The organism is Demequina oxidasica, from assembly GCF_000975115.1.
In the GTDB taxonomy this organism is placed as follows: domain Bacteria; phylum Actinomycetota; class Actinomycetes; order Actinomycetales; family Demequinaceae; genus Demequina; species Demequina oxidasica.
The window spans coordinates 1,477,600-1,504,598 of the sequence record NZ_BBRE01000001.1 but is presented as its reverse complement, the minus strand read 5'-3'; the positions used below and the strand labels follow the sequence as shown (position 1 = coordinate 1,504,598).

General features: G+C 65.0%; 21 protein-coding genes. 15 read left to right on the top strand and 6 right to left on the bottom strand.

What is annotated here, in order from left to right; genetic code table 11:
* Window positions 1–50 precede the first annotated feature (50 nt).
* On the top strand, window positions 51–794 hold the full coding sequence (locus AOP77_RS06960) for a DUF998 domain-containing protein (RefSeq protein ID WP_062211137.1): 744 nt from the start codon (window positions 51–53) through the stop codon (window positions 792–794).
* On the opposite strand, the gene topA is transcribed toward AOP77_RS06960, so the two are convergent.
* A complete protein-coding gene (gene topA / locus AOP77_RS06955) occupies window positions 736–3,438 on the bottom strand; it encodes a type I DNA topoisomerase (protein ID WP_062211134.1) in 2,703 nt (900 codons plus the stop codon). The genes AOP77_RS06960 and topA overlap by 59 nt on opposite strands.
* A gap of 144 nt (window positions 3,439–3,582) precedes the next feature.
* Here topA and AOP77_RS06950 point away from each other — a divergent pair, with 144 nt between their 5' ends.
* Window positions 3,583–4,416, top strand: a complete 834-nt coding sequence (locus tag AOP77_RS06950; RefSeq protein ID WP_062211131.1) for an inositol monophosphatase family protein — start codon at window positions 3,583–3,585, stop codon at window positions 4,414–4,416.
* Here the strand turns inward: AOP77_RS06950 and eccB are convergent.
* The gene (gene eccB, locus AOP77_RS06945; RefSeq protein WP_062211128.1) at window positions 4,400–7,099 is read right to left on the bottom strand and encodes a type VII secretion protein EccB; all 2,700 of its coding nucleotides are present in this window, start codon (window positions 7,097–7,099) and stop codon (window positions 4,400–4,402) included. The two genes, AOP77_RS06950 and eccB, sit on opposite strands and share 17 nt — an antisense overlap.
* 3 nt (window positions 7,100–7,102) lie before the next feature.
* A complete protein-coding gene (gene eccD / locus AOP77_RS06940) occupies window positions 7,103–8,440 on the bottom strand; it encodes a type VII secretion integral membrane protein EccD (RefSeq protein ID WP_062211125.1) in 1,338 nt (445 codons plus the stop codon).
* A 256-nt stretch (window positions 8,441–8,696) separates the two neighbouring features.
* Between eccD and AOP77_RS06935 the strand changes: the two genes are divergently transcribed.
* From AOP77_RS06935 to eccCa, 13 genes are all read left to right on the top strand, one after another.
* A complete protein-coding gene (locus AOP77_RS06935) occupies window positions 8,697–9,008 on the top strand; it encodes a WXG100 family type VII secretion target (protein ID WP_062211123.1) in 312 nt (103 codons plus the stop codon).
* Window positions 9,009–9,024: 16 nt separating this feature from the next.
* On the top strand, window positions 9,025–9,318 hold the full coding sequence (locus tag AOP77_RS06930; protein ID WP_236683480.1) for a WXG100 family type VII secretion target: 294 nt from the start codon (window positions 9,025–9,027) through the stop codon (window positions 9,316–9,318).
* 87 nt (window positions 9,319–9,405) lie between these two features.
* The gene (locus AOP77_RS06925) at window positions 9,406–9,813 is read left to right on the top strand and encodes a hypothetical protein (protein WP_062211119.1); all 408 of its coding nucleotides are present in this window, start codon (window positions 9,406–9,408) and stop codon (window positions 9,811–9,813) included.
* A 4-nt stretch (window positions 9,814–9,817) separates the two neighbouring features.
* Window positions 9,818–11,146, top strand: coding sequence for a S8 family peptidase (locus AOP77_RS06920; RefSeq protein WP_062211115.1), 1,329 nt, complete (start codon window positions 9,818–9,820; stop codon window positions 11,144–11,146).
* The gene (locus tag AOP77_RS12570) at window positions 11,146–12,606 is read left to right on the top strand and encodes a hypothetical protein (RefSeq protein ID WP_269078418.1); all 1,461 of its coding nucleotides are present in this window, start codon (window positions 11,146–11,148) and stop codon (window positions 12,604–12,606) included. The genes AOP77_RS06920 and AOP77_RS12570 overlap by 1 nt, the downstream gene beginning before the upstream one ends.
* On the top strand, window positions 12,603–13,004 hold the full coding sequence (locus tag AOP77_RS06910; RefSeq protein ID WP_062211111.1) for a YbaB/EbfC family nucleoid-associated protein: 402 nt from the start codon (window positions 12,603–12,605) through the stop codon (window positions 13,002–13,004). Before AOP77_RS12570 ends, AOP77_RS06910 begins: the two co-directional genes overlap by 4 nt.
* Window positions 13,005–13,023: 19 nt before the next feature.
* Window positions 13,024–13,353, top strand: coding sequence for a hypothetical protein (locus AOP77_RS06905; RefSeq protein ID WP_062211108.1), 330 nt, complete (start codon window positions 13,024–13,026; stop codon window positions 13,351–13,353).
* Window positions 13,354–13,369: 16 nt separating this feature from the next.
* Complete coding sequence (locus AOP77_RS06900) at window positions 13,370–14,740, top strand: hypothetical protein (protein WP_152649795.1); 1,371 nt, start codon at window positions 13,370–13,372, stop codon at window positions 14,738–14,740.
* A gap of 237 nt (window positions 14,741–14,977) precedes the next feature.
* Window positions 14,978–15,373, top strand: coding sequence for an SseB family protein (locus AOP77_RS06895; RefSeq protein WP_061962975.1), 396 nt, complete (start codon window positions 14,978–14,980; stop codon window positions 15,371–15,373).
* A gap of 298 nt (window positions 15,374–15,671) precedes the next feature.
* Window positions 15,672–16,010, top strand: a complete 339-nt coding sequence (locus AOP77_RS06890; RefSeq protein ID WP_062211102.1) for a hypothetical protein — start codon at window positions 15,672–15,674, stop codon at window positions 16,008–16,010.
* Between the two features lie 4 nt (window positions 16,011–16,014).
* A complete protein-coding gene (locus AOP77_RS06885) occupies window positions 16,015–17,394 on the top strand; it encodes a hypothetical protein (RefSeq protein WP_062211099.1) in 1,380 nt (459 codons plus the stop codon).
* A gap of 275 nt (window positions 17,395–17,669) precedes the next feature.
* Window positions 17,670–18,872 (top strand): FHA domain-containing protein, encoded by a 1,203-nt coding sequence (locus AOP77_RS06880; RefSeq protein ID WP_062211095.1) that lies wholly within the window; start codon window positions 17,670–17,672, stop codon window positions 18,870–18,872.
* The gene (gene eccCa / locus AOP77_RS06875; RefSeq protein WP_062211092.1) at window positions 18,869–22,855 is read left to right on the top strand and encodes a type VII secretion protein EccCa; all 3,987 of its coding nucleotides are present in this window, start codon (window positions 18,869–18,871) and stop codon (window positions 22,853–22,855) included. The genes AOP77_RS06880 and eccCa overlap by 4 nt, the downstream gene beginning before the upstream one ends.
* Window positions 22,856–23,021: 166 nt before the next feature.
* On the opposite strand, the gene AOP77_RS06870 is transcribed toward eccCa, so the two are convergent.
* The 3 genes from AOP77_RS06870 to AOP77_RS06860 all read right to left on the bottom strand — a co-directional run bounded on the left by AOP77_RS06870 (window position 23,022) and on the right by AOP77_RS06860 (window position 26,997).
* Window positions 23,022–23,723: a hypothetical protein gene (locus AOP77_RS06870; protein WP_062211089.1), complete on the bottom strand. Its 702-nt coding sequence runs from the start codon at window positions 23,721–23,723 to the stop codon at window positions 23,022–23,024.
* A 134-nt stretch (window positions 23,724–23,857) separates the two neighbouring features.
* A complete protein-coding gene (locus AOP77_RS06865) occupies window positions 23,858–25,441 on the bottom strand; it encodes a DUF7059 domain-containing protein (protein WP_062211086.1) in 1,584 nt (527 codons plus the stop codon).
* A 143-nt stretch (window positions 25,442–25,584) separates the two neighbouring features.
* Entirely contained in the window at window positions 25,585–26,997 is a 1,413-nt protein-coding gene (locus AOP77_RS06860) for a M20/M25/M40 family metallo-hydrolase (protein ID WP_062211082.1), read from the bottom strand.
* Window positions 26,998–26,999: the final 2 nt, after the last annotated feature.

Sequence of the window (26,999 nt, the reverse complement as noted above, 5' to 3'; positions counted from 1 at the left end):
AACTGAGATTCACGACCCAACCAGTACGATCTGGCGTGCGAACCAGTCACATGCAAGCCACTAACAGCCACCGTCGCGCGCCCCTAAGCACCAGCACCCTTGGCGCCATCGCGATCACGGGCGCCGCCGTGTGGATCGCAACCGTCGCGGCGTTCCACCTCATCCGCCCCGACCTGTCGCCCGGCAACGCGTACATCTCAAACTACGCACGCGGCGACTGGGCCTGGGTCATGCGTCTGGCGTTCCTGATCAACGCCGCAGGGTGGGCCGCAGCGGGCTTTGGCCTGCGTCGATCGCTCACCGGGATCCGTGGCGCCACAGTGCTCGCCACCCTCGCGGGCATTGCTGCACTCGGGATGCTTACCGCGGGCCTCTTCCGCGCGGATCCGCTCGGTACCGAGTCGCACAGCATCGAGGGCATCGTCCACTCGCGGGCTGCTGGGGCTGCGTTCATCGCGTTGATTCTGCTCGGTTTTGTGGGGTGGGCCGCCTTCCGTACGGCCGATGCGTGGGCCGGTTGGGCGATCCCATCTCTCGTCTTTGGTTCGTTGGCGATGGCGCTGTTCGCGACCTTCACCGCGTGGCCAATGCTGGTGGGCGACGGGTTTGGCTGGTGGCAACGCACACTTGCGGCGGTGCTAATCCCCGGGTGGCTCTGGGCGCTTGGAACACGACTCCGCCGGCCAGCCGGGAGCCACGCACCTATGCGGCGTGTCCAGGCTGGCGAGCTAGCGCCTACTCCTTCTTTGGCGCAGCCTTCTTCGCGGGAGCCTTCTTCGCAGCGGGCTTCTTAGCCGCAGCCTTCTTGGCCGGCGCCTTCTTCTTGGCAGGTGCACGCTTCTTCTTCGCGGGACCCTTGGCACGCTTGTCCGCGAGCAACTCAACAGCGCGCTCGTGGTTCATCTCATCCACGGTCTCGCCGCGCGGGATGGTCACGTTGGTCTCGCCGTCGGTGATGTACTCGCCAAAGCGGCCGGCCTTGATGACGATCGCCTTCTCACTCACGGGGTCGGTGCCCAGCTCCTTGAGGGGCGGCGCCGCGGTACGGCCACGTCCACGCTTAGGCTGCGCATAGATTGCTAGCGCCTCGTCGAGCGTGATGTCGAGCAACTGATCCTCGGAGTCAATGGTGCGCGAGTCCGTGCCCTTCTTCAGGTACGGGCCGTAGCGGCCATTCTGCGCTGTGATCTCCGCGTTGTCCTCGGGGTCGATGCCCACCACGCGCGGCAGGCTCATGAGCACCACCGCGTCGTCCAGACCAATAGTCTCGAGCTGCATCGACTTGAACAGCGACGCCGTCTTGGGACGTTCCTTGGAGTCCTCCGGCAGTACCTCGGTTACGTACGGGCCAAAGCGGCCGGCCTTCGCGACGATGGTGCGGCCGGTTTCCGGGTGAGTGCCCAACTCGCGCTCGTCGCCGCCCTGGGTCTCGAACAGCTCCTCGGCCTTGGCGACCGTAAGCTCGTCGGGGGCCAAATCCTCGGGGATCGAGGCGCGCTGCTGCTCACCGTCGACTTCCCGCTCCACGTACGGGCCATAGCGGCCGTTGCGGGCCGCGATGCCGTCGCCGATCATGAACGTGTTGATGGCGCGGGCGTCAATCTCGCCCATGTTCTCGAGGAGCTCGCGCAATCCTTGCTGCTCGACGTTGGGGCTGCCGAAGTAGAACTCCTGCAGCCAGTCCTTCATGGCGCGGTCGCCGGCCGCGATGCGGTCCAGCCCAGCCTCCATATCGGCAGTGAAGCCGTAGTCAACCAGCGACGGGAAGTGCTCCTCAAGCAGACCGACGATGGAGAACGCGAGCCACGTGGGGACCAAGTTGCGGCGCACAATACTTACGTAACCACGCGAGATGATCGTGTCGACCGTGGACGCGTACGTCGACGGGCGACCCAGCTTGCGGTCCTCGAGTTCCTTGATCATCGCACCCTGCGTGAAGCGGGGCGGCGGGTTGGTGGCGTGGGTAAGCGGCTCGAGGTCGCTGGCGTCGACGCCGTCACCCTCGGCCACCTGCGGCAGACGCGAGTCGCCGTCGGACGGCTGCTTGCCGTCCTCGTCCTCGTAACGCTTGGCCTCAGTGGTCTCGATGTAGAGCGCGCGGAAGCCGGGCGAGGTGAGGATGGTGCCGGACTTAGTGAACTCGACCGCGTGACCGGCGGAGGACTTCGCCCCAATCGTGATGGTCGAGGTAGTTCCCACGGCATCGGCCATCTGGGAGGCGAGCGTGCGCTTCCAGATCATCTCGTACATGCGGAACTCGTCGCCGCGAAGCTGCGTGCGCAGCGACTCGGGCGTGCGGAACTTGTCACCCGACGGGCGGATGGCCTCGTGCGCCTCCTGAGCATTCGAGTCCGCAGAGGCGTAAATGCGCGGCGAGGTCGGCACCGCATCCGAGCCAAACAACTCGATGGCCTGTGACCGAGCAGCCTTGATGGCCTCGCTCGATAGCGTGGGCGAGTCCGAACGCATATAGGTGATGTAACCCTGCTGGTATAGGGCCTGCGCGACGCCCATCGCCTGACGGGCACCGAGGCTCAGTTTGCGGCTTGCCTCCTGGATCAGCGACGACGTGATGAACGGCGCGACCGGACGCTTCTTGTACGGCTTCGAGGCCACATTGATCACAGAGAAGTCGGCGTTGGCCAAGCCGGCCGCCAGCGCACCGGCGGCGCCGGCGGTCAGGTGGTGAGCCTTGTCTGACGTCAGCACACCGCGGTCGTCAAAGTCCTTACCGCTCGCAACGCGAGCGCCATCCACCTTGGCGAGCTTAGACACAAACTTCGTCCCGGCATCGGGCCCTTCCTTCGCGGCGAACGTCGCGGTGAGGTCCCAGTACTCGGCGCTCTGGAACGCCATGCGCTCCTTCTCGCGGTCCACCACGAGTCGCAGCGCGACGGACTGCACGCGGCCGGCGCTCGAGCCCTGGCCCACCTTGCGGCGCATCACGTCGGACATGTCCCAGCCGTACAGGCGGTCCAGGATGCGGCGCGTCTCTTGCGCCTCCACCATCTCCATGTCAATGTCACGCGGCGCCGCCATGGCGCGCTCGATTCCCTCGCGGGTAATCTCATGGAAGGCCAGACGCTTCACGGGCACCTTGGGCTTGAGCACCTCGAGCAGGTGCCAAGCGATGGCCTCTCCCTCGCGGTCCTCATCAGTTGCGAGATAGAGCTCGTCGGCGTCCTTGAGGCGGCGCTTGATGTCCGCCACGGTCTTCTTGGCGCGCACCGACACTTGGTAATAGGGCTCGAAGCCGTTCTCGACGTCGACGCCGTACTTACCGAACGGGCCCTTCTTCACCTCCGCAGGCATCTCCCGGGGCTCCGGGATGTCGCGAATGTGACCCACGCTCGACACGACGTCGTAGTCGTCGCCAAGGTAACCGCCAATGGTTCCGGCCTTGGTGGGAGACTCGACAATCACGAGTTTGCGGGTCATGGGACCTACTTTCTAGTCAGATGGCGTGAGCCCACAATATAAGGGGCGCGTCGGTCACAGAATACATACCGAAACCGATGCCGCCACCCGGGGGCCTTTTGAGGTGTTTACCAATCCGTTGCTTTGGGGTGTCACCATGGGCCTATGGACATCACTCACGTAGCCCTGGCAATGACCGATGCAGCCGATGCCGAAATTCGCCCCCGCTTCCGCGCCCTGGCCGAGGGCGACATCGCTCTCAAGGGCCCCAATGACTACGTCACGGAGGCGGACAAGAACGCCGAGATCTTCCTCACCAAGCGCCTGCGCGAGATTGTTGATGTCCCCGTCGTGGGCGAGGAGGCGACCGCCGAGAACCCGGCGCTCCCCGACCTTCTAGCCGATGCATCGGCCGCCTGGGTTGTCGACCCGGTCGACGGCACGTATCACTTTGTGCACGGTTCCGAGACTTACGCGGTCATGGTGGCGTACATGGAAGCGGGGGTCGCGACCGCGGGTTGGATCCTGCACCCCGAGACTGGTGACCTATATATAGGAGTACGCGGCAAGGGCGCGACCCTCAACGGCAAGCCGATTCCCGTCCGGGTCGTCGGGGACGAGGCGTCCAGCGGGCGGACGCTCGGCACCCTGCGCGGCGTGGCATCGGCCCGCTACATTGACCCAGACGCCAGGTACGCGCTCCTGGAGGCCCAGGCGAGCATCGGCGAGATTGCCGAGCCGCGCATGTGTGCCGGCTGGGACTACGCGGACCTGCTGCAGGGCACCACCGACTACGTGTTGTTCTCGCGCACTCACGCCTGGGATCACGCCCCCGCAGCAGCGATTGTCCGCGAAGCGGGCTTCACCATTCGGCGACTCGACGGCAGCGACTACCTTCCTGGAGTCCAGGGCGCGCCCCTGTTGACGGCGCCCAACGAAATCTGGCCGGACGTGGCGGACGCGCTCGCGAGCAGGGTGAGCGTTACTCCCCGGGCATAATGCGCGTGGAGGCGCCCTTGATTTTGTCGAGCATTCCGTCGCCTTGGTCGACCTTAGGGGCGACCACATCTGACTGGCGCCGCACGACCAATACGGTGGCGAGCGTCCCCAATAGCACTGCAGCGCCCAGTGCGACCACCACGAACATCGTCTGAGTGTCGGCGAAGGGCGACTCAGTCTGGTGTGGCACCAGTGCGGCAGTGGGTGCGTCCACAGTGAGACCGCTCTGCCCGGTGAAGGGGTTGGCCGGGCCGCGCTCGCCGCTGCCTGGCACCATCACGAGGGCGTCATAGGGCTGAAGGTTGCCCCAACCCACCACATCGCTCCGGACGTCGGGGTTACCGCGAGTGGCGCTCGCCATCAGGCGATACTGCCACTGGGCGGGAGTCTCGTCTCTGTGCAAACCCGCAACTAAAGCCGCCGCTCCACTCGCGTAGGCGGTGGCGTAGCTAGACGACGGCTTGTCGTTCGCGTACATGCAGTCGCCACCGGTAGACATTGAGGTGAGGACGTCCTGCCCCGGTGCTGCGAGTTCGACGTGTGGGCCGTGGATCGAATCGGGCGTCCCGTTGCCCGCCGCGTCCACCGCCGTCACCGCGAGGGCAGCGGGGTATGCGGCCGGATAGCGCGGGCCGTCGAGTTCGCTGGTCGCGGTTTGGCGGTTACCAGCGCTGGCGACCACGAGGGCGCCGCGCGCGTCGGCGAAGGTTACGGCCTCGCGCACCCCGGTGTCGTCTCCGGTGTCGCTGAGGGATACGTTGATGATGTCAGCACCCTGGTCGACGGCCCAGCGAATGCCCTCCGCCATCCGCGCGGGCGTGGCGTCGTACCCCGCCGCGATGGAGTCGTCGTCGGTGCCGCGGAACACGCGGACGGAGAGTAACTTCACGTCGGGAGCCACCCCCACGACTCCGGATCCCGCCACTGAATTCGCGGCGATGATCCCCGCCACCTGAGTGCCATGACCAAACACGTCGGTCATGCCGCGCGCGTCCTCGCCGTCGCCCACCAGATTGATACCACCAACCACCACGCCGCGAAGGTGCTTGTTGTCGGCGTCGATTCCGGAATCGACCACGGCAACGGTGACACCTTCGCCGGTGGCGAGGGTATTCGCCTCGGTGGCCTGCAACATGCTCAGCGCCGGCGGACGTTCAGTGACGAACTGCTCGACTCCGTCTTCGCAAGCCTGCACCGTTGAATCGGCGACAAACGAGTGACCCCTCGCCAGGGAGGGCAGTACGGCGGCCGATGCCGTGGTCGCAGACGCGGCCGCGTCCGCTTCCCCTGCGGACGGTTGGGTAGACGAGTCGGGAGACGGTTGATCCGTCACGGCCGGCACGCCTTGAGGCGTCCGGCGCGCGGCCTCGATCGTGAGATCGGGCCCGGCGGCGAAGAATTGCATCCAGGCCGAGGTGGCCTGCCCTGCATCGTCTTTCGTGTATCCGAGGCGCAATAGCACGTCGTCAATGCCCGGCGCGTCCTCGCCTGCGGGCGACGGAATTGCGTAGGCAGTGCCGAGTTCGTCGACGAGTACGTAGCCACTCACCGAATCGATGCCTTCACCTCCCGCCAACACCAGCGCACCCCCGCGCGCGGGAACCGAGACCGCGGCGGCATCGGGCAACGTTGAGACCGAGGCGAGAGCCGAACCCGACTCTCCGCCTCCCTGTGCGTCGAGCAACGCGCACGGGAACTCATCAGTTGGCAACTCCGTGAGAACCTCGGCGGGCCAGTCAGCACCGTATTCGGATTCAGGATCGGTTTCGACTCCGATGGTGTCGGACGAGGAGACCTCGACAGACTCGCCAAGCGACGCGCCAGTCCCAATCAGGTAGAGCCGGTACGCAAGGGGAGACAGCGGGGCGAGCGTGCCCTCCGGGGTGACCAAATAGCGAGCCTCTGTCGCGTCCTGACTGATGACTTGACCGACTAACAGGTCAGTCCCCGGCGCTGCATTACCCGCGCCCGCGATAGTCAATGGCTCGAGGTCGCCGCCCGCCGTGAACAGATTGAGCCAGCGGCTGTCGACCTCCAGTGGCACCTGGTCCGCAAGGCCTACCGCGCGCAGCACGGAGGAGACGTTGTCCGGCGCGTCGGGCGACACGGCATAGCGGTGAGAGCCAGCGATGACGTACGTCACGTCGTCGCTGGTCACTACCGTGCCAGCGCCCTCGGGTGCGGCGTCGGCGTTGCCTGCGAGGTCCACCGCGGTGCCGTTGCCCACGGGACACGCCACCCAGCCGCTGTTGATGAGGTTCTCCGCGCCGGGAACATCGTCAGGCGCACCCACAATGCCGACCGTCGGGCCGATGGGGATCCCGTCGAGCGACCCACTGTCCGTGCCCAAGACGTTGAGTTCGCCCCCGGGCGCCAACAGGCGCGCGCTCGTAGAGTTGATGACCGGATACAACGTGCCGTTACTGGAAAAGTAACGCGCGCCGGAGTCGCTCACCAGAATCAGCGCGTTGGTCTCCCAACTCGGCGGCAAGCCTGGCTTGAGCAGCCCGTAAAAGACGCCTGCCACCAGCACCAGCGCGGCGAGTGAAATGCCCGCAACGACGGCCCGCATCGGCTTAGCTGGCTCGAGTTCCTTGCCTCCCGGTGCGCCGGCGGTGAAGGCGGTGAGCAGGCGGCGACGACTGAAGCTTTGGGCATCAATCAGGTCCTTCTTCGATGCCATCGACTATGCCCAGCCAGCCGCGAGAATGCCTAGCGGAAGCATCGCCACCAGGAGAAGCACTTCGACCGTGTCCGCCGCGCGTGCCAGCTTCAACCTCGCGCCAGGACTGAGCAGAGTCAGCCCAATGAGCACCGCCGTGGCCACCAGCAACACCACGAGCAGAGGCGTGCGTAGGTGGGGCTGCTCGAAGAGCACGGTGAGGGCGGTGGCGGCGAGGCCAAGCGCACCTAAGGTCATCACGATGAGCACCGAAGCCCTCGCGTAGACCTGGCGGGATTGGAACATCATTCCCACAAACACGAAGGCAGTGAGCAACGCACCAGCGGCATTGGCTCCGGCCACCAGCGGGGTCGCGACCAGCACCGCGAGGCCCACCGCAATGCGTAGCGAATTGAGGACCCGCGCACCCGCCGCGGCGCGAGCCTTCACCGCATTGGCATCGATCTCACCGGGCACCGCGAAGATCTCCTGGTCACTTTGGGGAGAGATCACCCGAATGCGCGTAGAGCTGAGAGCGAGCCACGGCAACAGGTTGCCCAGGGCGCCCGCGAGCGCGACCATCACGGCATATGCGGGGAGGACGGCATCGGGAACGAGGCCCGTGATGAGCGCCGGAATCCCGACGATCAGCCCCCACGCAATAGGAATGAACTGCGTTTCGGGTCTGCGCGGGGTGAACGCGAAGGCGATCCCTCCGGCGAGCATGACCGCGCCCGATGCTGCAGCCAGCGGCCACCCCCACACCGTGCTATCGGTGACGGCGAGGAAACCTGCGATGCCCGCGTAGACGGCGGCGGCCAGTCCGAAGGCCTGCCCCGACTCTGTCTGGCCGAGGCGTCCCAACACAGCCGATGCTGCAAGGAGGACGACGGCGCCACCACCGGCGATGAGGGGGCCGAGGGGCAGTGAGGCGCCCGCGCTTAGCAGCAGAACGGCGCAGAGCAACAGAAAGGTAAGACTCACGGCGAGCGCGGTGCGCGAGTTGTCCCGGGGAGTCCACTCCCCGTGGTGTTCGGTCGCCGCGTCGATCACGGCCTCGGTCACGTCGTCGTAGACCCGGGGCTCCTTGAAGGCGGTACCGCGAAGCAGCGTCAGGAGGTCTCCGTCGTGAATTCCCTGTGCGGTGGCGCTGAGGCTGGCATCGAGGGTCGTGCCGTCGGCTCGCTGCAGTGCGTAGCCTCCGTGAACAAGGGCAGGGTCAAGCACACCGAGGCTACGAGCGAAACCTGGCATGACCTCGATTAGCGGGACGCTGGCGGCTATACCAACATCCAGTTGGCGCTCGTCAATCAACACGGACACCCTCACGAGCGCACTCGGAGCACCTACGGATTGCGACACGTGGACTTCCTCCCTGGGACGGCATCGATGACCTCGGGCCAAGCATGAAAACTGACTCGACACAGTCTATTGCCGTATCCGCGCTCGACAATGGCCCGTGGGGGTCACTACGCATACCTGTGTGACGAATTCTACAAAGATTAATTGGGTCTCATGTTGCCCTTGTGTCCGCTTCGTCGGTATTCTGCGGGTGGTCGTGTCGTGCGGCTAGTGTCCAACACACGCGTGTTTCACAACAAGTTAGGGGAGGTGCGAGATGGCTGATGTCATTTCCGCAGAAGAGGGCGCACTCCGCAAGGGTGCGGAAGCGGTCGGTACAACGAAGGCGAATATTGAGAAGCAGATCAAGACCGTCCGTGGCGAGATTGAGCAGTTGCGCTCGTTCTGGACCGGTGGTGCTGCCAACTCGTTCACTCAGCTAATGAACCGTTGGGACGAAGAGTCAAGGAAGCTCAACGACGTGTTGATCACCCTCGAAGACGCCCTGCGTGGCACGGAGAAGGACCAGGCTGCCTCGGAGCAGTCCCACCAGCAGGCAATCTCGGGCCTCGGCTCGATGATGAACTAAGGACAGGGGTTATCTAATGATGGAATCAATGAGTGTTCGCCCCGAGCAGGTCACCGCACTGTCGGAGCAAATCCGTGGCGGCGCGACCGGCATCCGCAACGAACTGAACGAACTCGAAAACAAGGTGTCCACCCTGCGCGGCCAGTGGGGTGGTGAGGCACAGACCTCCTACGACGCAGCCCAGCGCAAGTGGGACGCCTCGATTGGTGAACTCCAGCAGCTCCTCGAGCAGATCGCACGCTCGACCCAGGAGATCTCCTCTGGCTACACCAACACCGACAACAAAGCAGCTCAGCGCTTCAGCATCTAGTTCGCGCTCACCCGTAGGTGAACCCCGGGGCACGTCGTCGCGGGGTTCACCACGTGCTCGTCTCTTTTCCACGCAAAGGACAATCCCGTGATTACTTCAGGCCTTGGCATTTCAATTGACAGCGCCTTTGTTCTTGAACAGATCAAGAAGGCTCAGGAACAGGTCTACCCGGACGAGTCCAGCGTGGCCAAGCGCCGAGGGCCACAGGTATGGACCGCCACCAATGTCTTTGACGACGAGCTCGATAGGGAGGCCAAGAAGATTGGCCAGCGCGCCCAAGTCCTGCGTGAACAACTCGTCGACTTCGCCGATGACATAAAAGCCGCTCTTACTCAGTTGTCCGAGGTCGACGCTGACGCAAGCATCGAGACGGACAAACTCCACGACCAGGCCGAGCAAACGGAAGGTCTGCTGACCACCATCGTCAACGATGACCCAGCGCCCACACCCACGCCCACTCCTACTCCCTCATCCACTACAAAGCGAGCTGAGTAGGTCCGTGCCACACCGTTTTTCGCCTCGTGTTGCGCTGGTCTCCGTTCTCACATTCGCCGTCACTGTGGGGGTTGGACTCCCCGCGTCCGCATCCATCGTGGACGCTGGTGAGTATTACATCGATCTCTACAAGATTGACGACTACCACGACCAGGGCATCGATGGCACCGGGGTGACCGTTGCTATCATCGACGCCGGGATCAATACGGCGGTGCCCGCTCTTCAGGGCGCAGACCTCACCGTTATGCCGGATTCACTATGCCGGGACGAATCTGGTGACCTGCAGAAAGTCAATACTGACGACCTCCATGTCGCTTCACACGGAACCAACATCGCGCTAAAAATATTGGGCGACGGCAAAGGGTATCCCGGGCAAGACGGCCTCACCGGTGTTGCCCCGGGCGCCTCCGTCTTATTTTATGGCTTTGGTGTCGACATCGAGGACCCATGCTACGACTCGGACGGCGCCAACAACTATTACATCGCCGATGCTGTGGCCGCCGGCATTGTGGACGCGGTCGACAATGGTGCACGGATCATCTCAATGTCGTTCGCCATCGGGGGTTCACAGGCTCTTACCGATGCCCTGACGTACGCGATAAGTCGCGGCGTCGTCGTGGCAGTCTCCACCTCCAACGACACGGACGATCTTGGTATCAACGAGACTTTCAACTTCTTCAACGGAGTGCTTGGCGTGGGGGCCTTTGGCCCGGGCGGCAAGCCAGCCCTCGATAGCGACGGGCAACCCAATATGACCCAGTTTATTGACGTGGTCGCCCCCGGCGTGGATGTGGCATTGCAGGGCGATGACGGCGCCTGGGATCGCCAGCGCATTGGCAGCGGAACGTCCTACGCCACTCCAATTACGGTGGGCAATCTCGCGCTTGCGATGCAAAAAACCCCTGCCGCCACCAACAATCAGATCCTTCAGCTACTGATCCACAACACCGACGTCGAATCACCGCATGAACCGTATTACGACCCAACCTTTGTGAACGGCTATGGGAGCGTCGACACGATCAGCCTCCTGTCGGACGACCCTCTTCAGTACCCAGACACCAACCCCTTCATTACCGAGGATGGCGAACCTACGCCGGCGCAACTGGAGCTCACGCCTGCATCGACGCCCAGTCCCAGTGCGAGCGCGTCGGCGGTGTCCACCCCAGATCCGACCCCGAGTGCTTCTCCAAGCGCCACACCCACCCCGACGGACGACGCCACTTCCACGGCGTGGCCATGGCCCTTGGTGATCGCCATCGTCGCACTCGTCGTCATCGCAGGAATTGTCGTGACAGTAGTCGTCGTCAGACGCTCACAGAAAGAGTCTTCATGATGGATCACGAGAAGGTACTCAACAGCATTCTTGGGGCAGGACATTGGGAGACCACTGGCCTCACCAGTGCGCGCGAGGCGTTCGACGCGCTCGCCAGCACCCTGAATGCGCTGGCGAGCCTCGAGGGCATCGAAGGCGCCACTGGCGACGCAATCCGCGAAAAGTATGCTCAATTGTCAAAGGATTTCCGCGAACTTGAAGACGAGGTCGTCGCCAAGAAGCCTGCCGTAGACAGCGCCAATGCCGCGCTCGACCGAGCACGCGACCGCGTGGCGCAATTGCCCGAAGCCACCGTCCCTCAGTGGGTCCGGCATGCCGCCGCCAGCACGCCACCTGACGGCACTATCTATTTCTCAGACATGGGGCGTTCCCTGAGTCCTGCTTACGCGGAGAGCGTCTACGGGAACTTCCTGGAGGAGCAGCGGAAGAAGAAGGCCGAAGAGGCATACAACCAACTTCAGGAGGAACTCCAGACGAGTTCCGCTGAACTAAAGTCCGAGAAGATTCAAGAAGACGATCGTGATCAGGCCCCGGCAAACAACGGGAACTCATCCAAGGGATACACCTTTGGCGGCGGACCTAGTGGATCTGGTGGGGGCTACGGCGGCTCAACCGGCAGCTACGGCGGCTCAACCGGCAGCTACGGCGGCTCAACCGGCAGCTACGGCGGCTCAACCGGCAGCGGAGCCGGGAGTAGCGCGGGTGCAGGTCTAGCTGGTGCGGGCTCGAACGCCTCTGGCTCCGGCACTGGTGCCGGGCTGGGCGGCTCGGGTGGTTGGGCGCCGTCGGGCGGTGAGGGTTCGTCCGGGGATCCCGATTACGGCTCTGTTCCTGACTCCTCCTTCGCGGTAGACAGCAACAGTCAGGGGGTCATTCCCGGCGGCTCCGGTGGCGGCTCCGGAAGCAGTTTTGGGCCCGGGGCGAATGGCAGTTTTGGTGTGGGTGGCAACGGCCCTAGCCAGGGTCTGGCCGCGGGGGCCCTCGGCGGCGGCGCGGCTGCAGGTGCCGCAGCTCTACGGTATGGAACCGGCATGGGTCCTGGCGGTATGCCCGGTGGCGCAGGCGGGGCTGGGATGCCCGGTGGCCTTGGTGGTTCCGGGGGTATAGGCGGTGGCGGCTTGGGCGGCGCTGGCGGCGCAGCGGGCTCGGGTGCCGGTGCACGCGGTGCCGGCGGCCTCCTCGGTAGTGGTGGCCAGACCGGGGCCGGAGCGGGCGGCGCAAGCGGCGGCTCGGGTGCAGGTGGCGGTGCGGGCGCTGGAGGTGCGCGCAGTGGCGGCATGATGGGAATGGGTGGACAAGGTGGCGCCGGCGGCCAACAGAAGGACAAGCGTCCCGGCCTCGGCGGACCCATGGCACCCAAACTCGAGGACGACGAGGACTTTGTGCCTCGGTCCAAGGCCGCAGGGGCAGGTGGGCGCGACTCGCTGGCAGACACCCGCGACACCGACGCGACGCCATGACTGAGCAGCCGTGGGCGGATTCAGATGCGGCGATCGCGCACGTCGAGGAGCAGATTCGTCAGGCGCAGGCCCAGGCCGACAAGGCCCGCGCGTTGGAAGCGGACATGAAGACCATCTTGGGTCGGGCAACCTCGCCGCACCGCGAAGTCACCGCCGCAGTGTCGGCAAACGGTCTGCTGACAGAGCTGAAGCTCACGTCGGAGGCTGGCGCCCTGCACGAGGATGACCTGGCTGTCTTAATCAAGAAGGTCGTGAACGACGCACACCGAGCCGTGGGCGAGCAGGCCGTTCAACTCACTGCCGAAGCCTTTGGTGAGGACTCGGGCGTGACGGCACGCCTACGCGAGGAGGCCGCCGCTCGCGAGGTCCCGCCCGCCGAACCCGGCATCACGTACTAGGCCGGGACTGGGTGCACTGATGACGGACAGGATTGCCATTGACGCAGAGGTCATGGCGCGTCACATTTCCAAAGTGAACCAGGTCGTGACCAGCGTGGGACTGGCGACGTCGGCTGCCCGTTCCATGAACCTGGGCGGCGGTGCGTTTGGGCTGATGTGCTCTTTTCTCGTCGCACCAGCAGTAGCGGTCACCAGTGTGGCGGTGTCCTCCATTGAGTCGGTAGAAGAAGCAATCGAGCGCAGCGCCAAGGAACTCAAAGGGGCCGTCGCGGACTTCGACCGCTACGAATCCGACGTGGAAGACCACGTGGCCAGCATCGGCCGCCGCCTCGACGCTGGCGGAAGATAGGTCTGAAGTGACTGCCGTGAATTCACTAGTGGTAGGCCGCGTAGAGATGTCCACTCCTCTCGCGGGCACGTTCCTGCTCGAGGACTGCGACATGATCTCCTCAGGCATCAAGAATGGTGACTGGGTTGAAGGCGGTATGGGGGCCTTTGCTGCTGCCGCCGATGGTGTGGCGATGGTGGTGGACCCGCTGGGCAGTGTGATCGGCATGGGCATCGGCTGGCTGATTGAACACATGGAACCCATCAAAGGGTGGTTTAACGACCTCACCGGTGACGCGGGCGAGGTCATGGGCTTCGCGGGCACGTGGGAGAACATTGCCGCGCAGATGCAAGCCGCCTCCGATGAACTCACCCGAGTGCTGGGCGACCTCGATAGCCAGCACGGGCTCATGGTCGACACGTACCGCAAGTTCCAAACCGAGTGCGCCGCCCACGCCGCTGCGGCCGGGCGACTGTCCGGCGCCATGGGCACCGGCATGCAGATCGCCTCCACCATCGTGCAAGCAGTCCACGACATCACCCGCGACGCGCTCTCCCAAGCCATAGGCACCGCCATCTCCGCAGCTGCCACGGCCGCCATCACCCTAGGTTTTGGTGCACCAGCCGCCATCGCACAAGTCACCTCTAGAGTCGCGTCCCTCACCGCCAAGGTCGGCAAGTTCGTCACCAAACTTCTCAAAGCGATCGGCGAACTGATGCCGCTACTCGACGACGCGGCCCGACTCTTCCGCTCCCTCAAAAGCGCCTTCGACGAACTCCTCACCGGCGCAACAGACACCGTCCGTTCGCTCACTCATGGCGCCAAAGATGCACCTCGAACCTTTCCTGAACCATCCCCTGCGGTGAGGCCACCGAATGCCCCTGCGCTTTCCATTGACGACAACCTTGCCAACCTCGTGGCGCATGACAGAGCTCACGTTCCTGGTTCGATCCCATCGTATCGAGGCGACGTTGACACTGTCGTTGCCTTCTTCGACGAGAAGATCATGACGATGTTTCGCGACTCAGACGTCCCCCAATTTGGCCGGGAAGGGACCGCTACCTTTGTGATGCCCGTGGACGACGCCAATCTCATCCATTCAGTTGAGGACGCGGTAGTTGCCACCGGAGGCGCCCCTAGCGTCGAGGGTGCGTGGCGCAACGGACAGCAGATCTTTGGGCTTGAGGTACCTGCGGACGGCATTGACCTCAGGGTGCCGACGCGCGTCGATTCCGGCGACTTTGAACACTTTGTCGAAGGCGGATATACGGCGATTGCCGAGGACGAGCTCTTCAAGGTCAACCGCATTCGCGAACTGGTGGCACACGGGAAAATCCCCATGCCACACGGCACCGTCCTCTTCGAACTCATGCCAGACGGATCGCGTTTGCCGTTGGGAATGTTCTGATGGGCACGGACCAGGAATGGCAGCCACGAGCCTGCTCTCATTGCATAAAGCAGAGGCCCTTTTGGAGCCGGCGGGAATGGCGATTCGTGGACCTACTCGGCGCCGTGTCTCCCTACCTAGAAATCGGTCGATGCCCCCAATGTGGTGTGTATTACATTTTTGGTGACGAACTGATGGGGCGACCTTCGTTCGTAAAGCCCCATGACGTGGACAAACTATTGAAGGAGATGCGCGATTTTGAATCTTCCCGACGAAACACTTGAGCTCGAGTCGCTCATCAAGGCGAACAGCGACAAGGGGTTGGTGGTCGACCAGCTCCTGAGGTCCGTGGTGGTGGTTCCTGTCGATGTGAACGTCGGCGATGACTCCGGGAATGTGACACCGGTAACCGTGGATCGTGACGGTCACTCAAATGTGCTGGCGTTTACTACCGCCGAAGGTTTTGAGCAGATGCGCTCCCGCACGCCGAACGCGATCACCATCCCCGCTACGTCATTGATTCTTAATACCCCTGACGGATTCGGGCTCCTCCTGTTCTCTAGCGTTGGCAATGTGGCTTTGGACCCCTCAGTGCTGCATCGCATTCGCACTGACTTGAGGGCGCTGGGAGAACCGACCGAGCCAAACGGTTAGCCCCTCGTGAGTCCCCAGCAAAGCAAGGCGGTTCCGAGCGCGACAAACCGCTCGTCGTCTCCAGGGCCTCGCCCACCCACGCTCCACGGGCGCATTCAGCAGCCGACGCAGTTCCGGACCCCATTGATTCTGGCAAGTGGCAAGACGGGTCTGCTCAAGGAGACGTTACTGTGGTGCTCGGCGACTCGATGCGACCCGGCAACATTTGGGAGTCCATTGAGTTTCCCAGATTGCAAACAAATCCTCGCATCACATTTATCTCTGCAGTTGACGCGGTGACTGGGACGGTGAAACGTTTATGGCCATAGATCTTTCTCACTATGGATTTCCGTTTTCGATTGAAGAGCTTCCGGATCTTGATCGCGCCGTACTCGCCGTTGTCGTCAACGACAACGATTCGCAACTAGCGGCGATTGCTGGTCCACGGTCGGCTGACTTCGCTGAGCAAGCGAACGCTGTGGCCACCTTTATCAAGAGGCTGCACATTGCGGAGCCGAACGAGGGATTTTCGAGCACCGTGGAACGAGCGGGATTCCTCGCTCACACGGCACGCGATGACGTGGGTCGCGCCTTCCCTGAACTGAATGCAGAAGTCGTTCGACGAGCCGGCAACCGCTACGCGTTCCTCAATCGATAATTTGATGAGCGCCACTACGACTGAATTGAGACGCCTCGCCGTTCTTGGCGACGGCGCACGGTTGGATCTCAGCGCGCCCGTGACCCACTCGGTGGGTCAGGCGCTTGAAATCGCAGGGCTCGCCCTCACCTCAGGCCGCGACGTGCTGCTGGACCGCTCCGGTCGCGAGATCGCTGCGAGCACCCCGCTCGTGGACCTCGACGACGGCATGCTGCTGACCATGGTCGATTTGAGTGCAACGTCAAGTGAGCAGTCCACCAGACGGGACCACCCTCAGGTCAAGCGCGTCGACTTTCGCTCGACCTGGTGGCTGCTCGCGGCAAGCTCCTTGCTGCTCGCCGCAGGTGCATTGGCTGCACTCGCCGCAGGAGGACCTTTACTTGAAGGCTCCGCGCGCGGTTGGGTCTCACTTGGCTTCGCGCTGGGCGCGATCGCCACCGCCAGCGCCTGGATCGCTCGGGCGCCGTCGCATGGCACCGGAGCTGTGTCGCTGATCTCTACTCTGTCCCTCGCGTTTGCCGCGGGCGCCCTCGCAGTGCCCGATGCGGTGGCATCGGTTCACCTCGCCGTCACCGTGGGTTTGCTCAGCGCGGCGACACTTGGCGCCGCCATGGCCGTCGCCGCGCGCGAGCGCACTCTACGCGGGGTCGCCACCATGTTGTCGGTCATGATGGCGGTATACGGATCCATCTGGGGCGCCACGTTGCTGCTGGAATGGCCAAGCGCATCCGCCGCCGCCATCACCCTTGGGCTCGCGGCTCCTGGCATGCGCTTTCTTCCCACGACTTTGCTGCCGCTACCCGACGGTTACTCGATCAACTACAAGCACTTCATGTCCAGCCGGTGGACCGTACGGGGCGCGGTACCGGGCGAACCCGGTGCGGTCACCATGGCCGCGATCGCCCCCACCGTTGCCGTCGCCGCCGCGCGGCTGCGCACCGGCATAGTGACGCTTGCCTTGTCCGCACCGCTCGTTGCCCCATTTGTCATTCCCGGAATGCACAGCGAGTTGCTCATGGTGCGCATTGGCAGCATCGGTCTGATCGTCACCACCGTTGCCGCCCTTGCCCTGATCCCACGGCACGGCACGGACCCCACCGCCGCGTGGGCCTCTCGATTAGCCGCCGCAGCGGTAGTGGTGGAAGTTGCCTTCGCAGGGGTGAGCCACTCGAGCGACGCGCTCGTCACTGTCCTTGCTGTGTCGCTATTGGTGGCGGGCGTACTGGCCGCCGCGATGATCGTTCCCGTTGCCAAGGGCTCTCGATCGCTGGCGTGGTCGCGCGTGGGTGACGTCTTTGAATCACTGTCTGTTGCGCTCGCGCTTCCCTTCGCCTTGCTTGCCGCTGATGTGGTTGAGCTGGTTCGTGGAATGATGTCCGGATGAGCACGCCGGCGCAGACACCCACCGTGGCGTGCTGGAGTTGCCAGCAACCCGTTCACTCCTCCGCCGCACAATGCCTGTGGTGTGGTGCCGCACGCCCGGGAGCGGCACCAGCCGACAGCCCGATTGCGTCGGCACTTCCACCAGGAATGTCGCCCGCCGCTGGTGCTCCTGCACCCCCCGCGCCCGCGAGCGTCGCCACACCCGCACGGCCACGGGAGCAGGTGAATGGGGGGACGGCATCATCTAGCCAAGCGAGCGCGCCTACCAACAGCACAGTGCCGCCGCTCGACGCACGGTTCCGGGGCAGCCACACGGGAACCGGCGCGCGGCTGGCCGCATTCACCATCGACGTTGTGGTGGTGCTCGTCATCGCCACCTTGGTACTGGTCGCTACGGGCAGTGCAATTTTCGGAGGAATCGCCCTCCTCGAGTGCGTTGTCTTCCTGTGGATACTTGAGGCGCGCACGGGTCTGACCTTTGGCAACCGCCTATTACGCATCCGCTCGTCACGCGCCGATGCCCCCTTCTCCCCCGGCGTAGGACGTTCCGCAGCTCGGTTCGCAATGATTGGCGCTGGTTTTGTAGTGGGGATTGTGGGTGCGTGGGTGGTGGTCGCCTCCAGCGCGTGGGACGGACAACGCCGCCGTAGCGGCTGGGCCGACGTCGCAACCCGGACCATGACCGTGTCGTTGCCCACGGCAGCCCGCAAGGGACGGCTTCCCGGCATGGCCGCTCCAGCCGTATATCAGTCGCCTCAGGTCGAGCATGTGCCCCGCGCCACGGAGCCGGAGCCACTGCCCGGGGCCATCGCGATGCCAGCGCAGGTGGCATTTGGGAGTAGCGAGTCGGCGGACCATCGAGACTCGTCCGACCTAGAATCAGCCGGTTCCAACTCTCACAGCGTTGAATCCCACAGCGCCTCTTTCACTGTCCCACCCTCGGATGGTCAGTTCCCAGTATCGGCACCCAGCATCGCCGCAGTTCTGCCGCCGGACGCTCCGTTATCTTCCCCGCCAGCTCCGTCCTCCCGGGATCAGGCGAGCCCGTCCGCACAGGTCCAGCCCGCATCGGCGCCGGGATCGGGCCACGCCGCCGCCTCGCCGGAGCCAGATAGCCGCGGTGACCTCCTGCTAGTTTTCGACACTGGCCAACGTGAGCAAGTCCCGCTGACCTCGGGCCTCGTTCTGGGCCGTAACCCCTCACCCATCGAGCCAACCGATCACGCGATTGTGGTCGAAGACCCGGAGAAGACAGTGTCACGAACTCATCTGCGGATCGAGCACACGCGCGGGCGCACGTGGGTCATGGACAACGGCTCTGCGAATGGGACTCACCTCATTGACGACACGGGGCACACCACCGCACTAGCCGCCCACGAGCGCACTGTGCTCGAGGACGGCACGCGCGTGCGCATTGGCCAGCGCGCGTTCTCCATCAACGTGCTCACCGACGGCACCAACGGAGGTGGCGGAGCATGAGTGGACGCCGACTCGCCCCACCGCGACAGCCATCGGGAACCATCCAAGTTCAGGCGCCGCCAGAGCTCGCCACTGCCGACGGCGGTTCGAGCATGCTGACGTCGCTGATGCCAATGCTGGGGTCCGTGGGCGCCATCGTCATGGTGGTACTGAACAGCAACGGCAACCCAGCCGCGTACCTAACAGCCGGACTATTCCTGGTGTCCTCGCTGGGATTCGTCGGGGTTAACGGCTGGCGCCAACGCTCACAGCGGACGGCACAGGTCTTGGGTGCTCGCCGCGAGTACTTGGCGTACCTGACCGAACTGCGCCAGACCGTGCGCGTCGCCGCAACCCAGCAACGCCGCGCCACCAACTGGGCAAGCCCCTCTCCCGGCACCCTGGCTTTTGTCGCGGAGGAGCGCACTCGGGTATGGGAGCGGTCCACAGACGACTCTGACTTTCTGCTGACACGCATGGGCGTGAGCGACCAGCCGCTGTGCCTGACGCTCGAGGCGCCAGAGTTGCCGCCCTTGACGCAGCTCGACCCCGTGGCAGCATCGGCCGCCCATCGCTTTATGCTGACCCACGAGACCCAGAAGAACCTGCCGTTCGGCGTGGATATCGCGGACTGGGCGCGCATCGAGATGACTGGCGACGAGGCAGAAGTTCGCGCGATGGTGCGCGCCATGCTGCTCAACATCGCCACTTTTCAGACCCCCGACGAAGTGCAGATCGTGATTGCCGCGGATCCCGCCGCACTGGAGCACTGGGAGTGGGCCAAATGGTTGCCTCACGCACAGTCCGCCACGGCGAGCGACAGCCTCGGACCAGCGCGCATGATCGGCACCGATCTAAGCGCCCTCGAGGAGATGCTCCCCTCAGATTTGCACGAGCGACCGCGGTTTGCGCCCGGAGGCAACTCAAGCGCTCCCCACATCATCGTGGTGACCGACGACGTCAGCGTACGTTCGGACGACCCCATCGTGACTCACGACGGACTGCAAGGCATCACCCGCATCGATCTTCCGTCCCGCTGGGGCGAACTGGAGGCGGCGGATACCATGCGCGTGTCGTTCGGCGTGGGCGACAAGGCGGGCACCGCCGAGCTGGTAACCCTGTCGCACGCCACTCAGACCATCGTCGCCGACTCGATGTCGATTCCCGAGGCGGAGGCTACCGCTCGCCGGCTGCTACCGCTCTACACGAGCTCGGGGCAAACTGAGACGGGCGCGGCGACCACCACCGAGCAGCTCGAGCTCGTGGACCTGTTGGGGCTGCCCGACGTGCGCGACATCGATTTCAATCACGTGTGGCAAGGACGCCCCGAGCGCGACCGGCTGCGCGTGCCGATTGGCCAGACCACCACCGGCGCGCCCATCGTGCTCGACCTCAAGGAATCTGCGCAGCAGGGCATGGGTCCGCACGGTGTGATGATTGGCGCCACCGGTTCGGGTAAGTCGGAGGTGCTGCGCACGCTGGTGCTCGCTCTGGCACTGACCCACTCCCCCGAGCAGCTCAACTTTGTGCTGGTGGACTTCAAGGGTGGTGCGACGTTCGCTGGCATGGCCGGCATGCCGCACGTGTCCTCCATCATCACCAACCTCGGTGACGAGATCGCGTTGGTGGATCGCTTCCAGGACGCCCTTCAGGGAGAGGTGACGCGTCGCCAGGAGCTATTGCGTGCATCGGGCAATTTCGCCAACGTCTATGACTACGAGAAGGCACGCCGCGGCGGCCGCACCGACCTCGACCCGCTTCCCGCGCTGCTGATTGTGGCCGACGAGTTCTCCGAACTGCTGGCCGCCAAGCCCGAGTTCATCGAGAGCTTTGTGAACATCGGTCGAGTGGGTCGCTCCTTGCAGGTGCACCTACTGCTCGCTTCGCAGCGCCTGGAGGAGGGCAAACTACGCGGGCTTGACACGTACCTGTCGTACCGGGTGGGTCTGCGGACCTTCTCCGCGGCGGAGTCGCGCTCCATCCTTGGCGTTCCCGACGCGTACACGCTGCCGCAGCAGCCCGGTGTGGGATTCCTAAAGTCCGACACCGAGACCATGACACAGTTCCGAGCCGCCTACGTGTCCGCGCCGCCCAAGGGTCGCCGCCGTGCCGCAGGCGGTTCGGGGACCTCGGGCTCCGAGGAAATAGGCGCCAAGGTTGAGTTCTTTACCGCGGCTCCGTCCTCCGTTGACGTGCCTCGCGAAGTGCCGGCCGATGCCGATGCCGGGGTTGAGGTTGTCGCCGACGCGGGCGAGAAGCGCAGCACGTTTGAGTTGGCTGTCGCGCAGATGCAGGGCAAGGGCACGCCGGCGCACCAGGTATGGCTGCCGCCGCTCGAGACCCCAGCGTCGTTGGACCAGCTCTTTGGCGACCTGACCGAGACACCCGAACTGGGGATCCACTCGCCGTCGTGGCGCGGACGCGGCCTGGAGGTGCCGATCGGCATGGTCGATGTTCCGCTGGAGCAGCGTCGCGAGGCGCTCACCGTGGACCTGGGCGGGGCCGCTGGTCACATGGCGATTGTGGGCGGGCCGCTGTCGGGAAAGTCCACGCTCGCGCGCACCACGATGGTGTCGCTCGCGCTGACGCTCACACCACGAGAGGTGCAGTTCTACGTGCTGGACTTTGGCGGCGGAAGTTTTGCCGGTCTGACCGGCTTCCCGCACCTTGCCGGGGTCGCCACCCGATCCGAGCCCGACGTGGTACGCCGCATGGTGTCCGAGGTCGCCGGGATTGTGGACGCCCGCGAGCAGTACTTCCGCGACAACGGCATCGACTCGATCGACACGTACCGCCAGCGCCGCGCCGAGGGTCGCTACGACGACGGCTACGGCGACGTGTTCCTCATTGTTGACGGCTGGGGCACCGTGCGCGCGGACTTCGAGGTGGCCGAGGCTCAGATCCAGGCGATTGCGGCTCGTGGACTCACATTCGGTGTGCACGTGGTGCTCACCGCGGCTCGCTGGCTTGAGGTACGCGCCAACCTGAAGGACTTGATCGGCACCCGCATGGAGTTGCGCCTGGGAGATCCCACGGACTCCGAGGTGGACCGCAAGGCGGCAGCGAATGTCACCGCCGGCGCACCGGGACGCGGGCTCAGCCCCCGCAAGCTGCAGATGCTGACGGCGCTGCCGCGCATCGACGGCTCGGGCGACGCAACTTCACTAGCCAACGGCATCGAGGGCCTAGTGGGTCACCTCAACCGTGCGTACCAGGGGCCCGCGGGGCCCAAGCTCCGCCTGCTACCGTCATCGATTGGCCTCGAGCAGGTGCGCGCACTGGCCCCCGCCGACACACGACAGATGCTGCTCGGAGTGGACGAGGCGAACCTCGCACCGTTCGGCATCGACATCATGGAGGAGCCGCACCTTTACCTGTACGGAGACGCGGACTCCGGAAAGACCTCGTTCCTGCGTGCGTACGCGGGCGAGGTGGCTCGCCTCTACCCCCCGGATAAGGCCAAGATCTTTGTGGTGGACTACCGGCGATCGTTGCTGGGCGACCTGCCCGAGGAGTACGTGGGCGCGACGCTGTCCACACACGACGAGGCGACACAGGGCATTCAGGAGCTGGTGCAGTTCTTCCAGACTCGGGTCCCGGGCAAGGACGTCACGCCCGAGCAGCTGCGGTCGCGTTCATGGTGGAGTGGTGCCGAGGGCTTCATCCTGGTGGACGACTACGACCTGGTGTCGACCTCGCAGGGCAATCCCCTCGCGGCGCTCGCCCCGCTCTTGCCTCAGGCCGCGGACCTCGGCCTGCACGTGGTTGTCACGCGCCGCACCGGTGGCGCCAGCCGCGCCGCCTACGACCCCATCATCCAACGCTTCACTGACCTTGGTGCCACCGGCATCCTGCTGAGCGGAGACCCAGGCGAGGGTCAGTTGATCGGCAAGGTCAAGGCGACGCCCGCTCCTCCGGGCCGCGCCCAGATTGTGTCGCGCGACCGTGGCAACGTGGCCGCACAGTTGGCCTTTGTCCCCTCCCGCTTCGAGGGCAAGCAGTAGCGGACGGCCAGCACCAGCACCAGCACCAGCACCAGCACCAGCACCAGCACCGTAGCGGTCCCTCAGCGTACGTTCTGAGCAGGTAAAAGATCGTGGCGGTCCGCCAGTTCTCGGACAAGCAAAAGGAGGGCCCTTGCGGGCCCTCCTTCGCGTGAAGCGAATCAGACTAGACAGTCGCTGGCTCGTCGATCGATTCGATCGCGGGTGCTTCCTTGAGCTCGTTCTTCTTGTCGCCGGCTGCGACCCAGATTAGGGCGAGTCCGGTTCCGACGAAGATGAGGCCAAGGCCTTCGATCAGAGCCACGATGCCGAGGCCCAGCTGAAGGGTGGAAGCGGTGACCGAGCCAACGCCCAGCTCACCGACCAGGCCGTGAGCCGTACCGGTCCAGGCCATTTCACGAGCCGGGCCCTCAAGCGGGTGAGAGCGGTCGAAGTCGGTCCAGTACTTCCCATCGGTCGCTACCTCGTAGGTACCGGCGGGGAAGGTTTCACCGTTGTACTCCGTGTCCTCGGTAAGGACAACCGTGTTGGTGCCGGTCAGTGTGTGGTGCGCAATAAGTGCCATCTGGTACATGTACTCCGTACCGGTGTTCACCAGCGGGTCGTTGGGGTTGAGGTCGCTAGCGACAACTGCGTAGCCCCAGTCATTCTCGAGCAAGTCGAGAATTGCCTCCGCGCCGGCTACCTCGCCGCGGTCGACCAGCTGGCCGTCCTCGTTGTAGGTGAGGGTCACGTTCTGGGCTTCGCTAAATGACTGCAGCGCGTGCTGGCCGTCGGCGACCATGGTGTAGGCGAAGACGCCACCACCCATGAATAGCAGGCCAATAACAGACAGTGCCAGGCCGAGTACCTTGATGCGAGACTTCATGATTATTCTTCCTTCTTCCGGGGATTTGGTGTTTCTGATATCTCAACCATGCCCCCGGAAAAGGGCGGCTTTACGGGACTAACGGCCCGCTTTCGCACGTTTTTTGAACATATGTCGGCCAAAACTGGTAAGAGTTAGCGAACAAGGAACCCGTCGCGCACGAGGTCGCGCACGGCGGGGACCATCCCGGCGAGCATCGTCCCCGAGGGTACGTCGAGCAGTGCCGCGAGCGCGTGGGAGATTTGCCCCACGGTCAACTCGCCGTCGCACGCCCCCACGAGCCCAGCCAGCGCGGTGTCTGCTCGTACCGACCGCCCCAGCCCACCACCCTGGCGGATCAGGATGTGCTCCGGCTCGTGGAGCAATGGCCGACCGTAGGTCTCCTTAGTGACGTCCGAGGCGACGGTGAGTGCGGTGGCGAGCAGCGCATCGTCCGATGTCTGCGCCAGCCAGTCGTGGGCCGCCAGCACGTCCACGATATGGGCCCCGAGCGGCGAAGGCAGCTGCCCCTCGTGCTCCTCGAGGCGGCGCATCGGCGCGCGATCCGCGGGTGCCCTGCGCAGAGTCACGATGCCGAATCCCACGGTCTCCACGTCGCGCGAAGCGAAGTCGGCGAGGTACGCACGGTAGGCGTCCTCGTACTCCTCCCGGCCGCGCTCGGGCGTGACGCCGCCGTCGCGTAGCCAGGTCTCGGCATACTCCGCGCCGTCGAGGGCATCGCGCTGGATCACCCACGCGTCCATCGGGAATCCCGCGGCCGCCGATGCGTCGAGCCAGTCTCCCAGCCGCTCGCGCCAGTCCGTACCACGGCGGATTTCCCAATTACCGAGCATCTGAGCCACACCCCCGGGCGCGAGCACGGAGCCGACATTCGAGATCAGTGACTCCACGATCGCGTCGCCCGGCAGCCCGCCGTGGCGGTACTCGAAGCTGGGCGCGCCCTGTGGGGTAATCACGAAGGGCGGGTTGGACACCACGAGGTCGAACAGGCTCCCTTGCGCCACGTCGCGGGCGACGGGCTCGAGCATCGACCCTTCGCGCAGCGACCATGCAGCAGGAGGAGCGTTGAGCTCCCGGTTGAACTCCGCGAAGGCGAGCGCGCGCCGCGAGATGTCCGTCGCCACCACCGTGTCCGCGTGCAGCGAGGCGTGCATTGCCTGAATCCCGCAGCCGGTGCCGAGGTCAAGTACCCGGCTGCGGGGCACCCGCATGGTGGCGGACGCGAGCATCGCCGACGCACCGCCCATCCCCAGCACGTGGTCGGGCGCCAGTCGTGACCCGGTGACGGCCTCGGCCTGGTCGGATGCCATCCACCAGGTGAGCTCGCCGTCGGCCCCCACCGAGGAGGTGGGCCGCAAATCTACCAACGCCCGCACCTCATCGTCGAGGCCACGGCCAGCGGCCTCGATCAGCCCAGTAGCGACGGCGCCGTCCACCCCAAGCGAGGGGAGCGCGGACTGCGCCTCTGCGCGGGTCACGGTGTCACCCAGCATCGCGAGGCGCGTCAACACCGCGAGGCGGTCGTCCGATGCACGGGCGGCCAGCACTGCCGGAACCACCTGCTCGCGGTCCAGGGCGCGCAGGGCGACGTCTCCCATAATCTCGCCGATTGCGTCGACGGTCCACCCCTCCAGATCCCTGCGTAAGTCCGATGCCTGGGCGGAGTCAGCGCGGACCGGGCTGGCTGGGTTCTGTTGCTGGGAGGCTGCGGTGCTCATGCGAAAAGGCTAACCGAGCCCACCACTTTGACCGCTAGTGCGACGTGAGAGCCGCTGAAGCACCGCTTGGCGGCCCTCACGTTGCTCCACGGGACTGTTGGGGCGGCGGGATGGTTGGAGAAGCGAAGTTGTTGGGGCCGTGATCAGCGCGTGGCGGGGCCCAAGGCTGGGCCAGTGAGCAAAGCGCGATAAAACTGCACACCCGCACCCAGAGCTGAGACCTCCACATTCTCGTTGGGCCCGTGGATCGCCGCCCGCTGCTCGGCGTCCATGCGCAGCGGCGAGAACCGGTAGACGGCCGGGCTGATGCGCGCCAGGTGGCGTCCATCGCTCGCCGCCATCATCACGTAGGGCACGGTGATGGCGTCGGGATATGACTGGGCTACGGCCGCGCCGATCGCGACGAACCGCTCGTCGTCCCCCGTGGGCGACACCGGCGACGGCTCGTCCGATTCAACGACCTCGAGCTGCACGCGCTTGTCGCCGATGGTCTTGCGCAGCTGCTCGACCGCCGCGTCGGCGGTGGTCCCCACCGCAACGCGCATGTTCACCGTCGCGGAGGCGGACGTCGCCAGGACATTGCGGGCCGGGCTGCCGCTGAGCTGAGTGATCGCGGTGGTGGTCCGGACCATCGCCGCCATCTCCGAACCGAGCCGTGGCAGCATCTGTGCGAGCACCCCGCGCATCGAGCTGGCCCGGCGGAGAACGGTCCTGAGAGGGCCGCGCAAGTGCGGCGCCACCCCCTCGAACATCTCCAGGCTGACATCATTCAATTCTGCGGGGAACGGGTTCTTCTCGATCGCGACTAGGGCCCTCGCCAGGATGCCCGGCGCCGAACGTCGGGGCGGTGTGGAAGCATGTCCGCCCCCACTGTCTACGGTCAGGACAACCGTGACGAGTCCCTTCTCCGTCGCGCCCACCACGGCCATCTCCTTGGCCAGCCCGGGGAACGCCCCGGTGGCCACCGCGCCTCCCTCGTCGAGCACCAGCCACGGCACGATCCCGCGCGACTCGAGCAGGGCCGTCGCGGCGATAGCGCTGTCGCCATAGGACTCCTCGTCAGCACCGAACAGAAGGTACAGGTCGCGTGCGGGGGCCCAACCGTCTGCCAGCAACGACTCGACCGCGTCAAGCACGCACACCAGCGCACCCTTGTCGTCGAGCGTTCCCCGCCCGTGCACGCGTCCCTGAGCGATGACCCCCGCGAAGGGCGGATGCTCCCAGCCCTCGCCAGCCCAATCCTCGGGCACGGGCACCACGTCCTGATGGGCCATCAGCACCACGGGCCGCTTCGCGCTCGCCCCCGCGAGCCGCAACAGTAGCCCGGCTCGCCCCACATTGTCGCGAGCCGCCGCGGCGAAAGTGCGCGGGTAGAGATCGTGGAGTGCCGCGTGCAAGTCCTCGAAGCTCTGATGCTCTGCCTCCGTGAACTCTTCGCGCGCCGCAGGGGTCACCGTCGCAATGCGGACAAGCCTCGAGAGGTGAGCCGCCGCGGTGTCCGCTCGGGCGACGACCTCAGCGCCGGCATCGTCCGTCTTGCTGCCTTTCCTTCCCATAC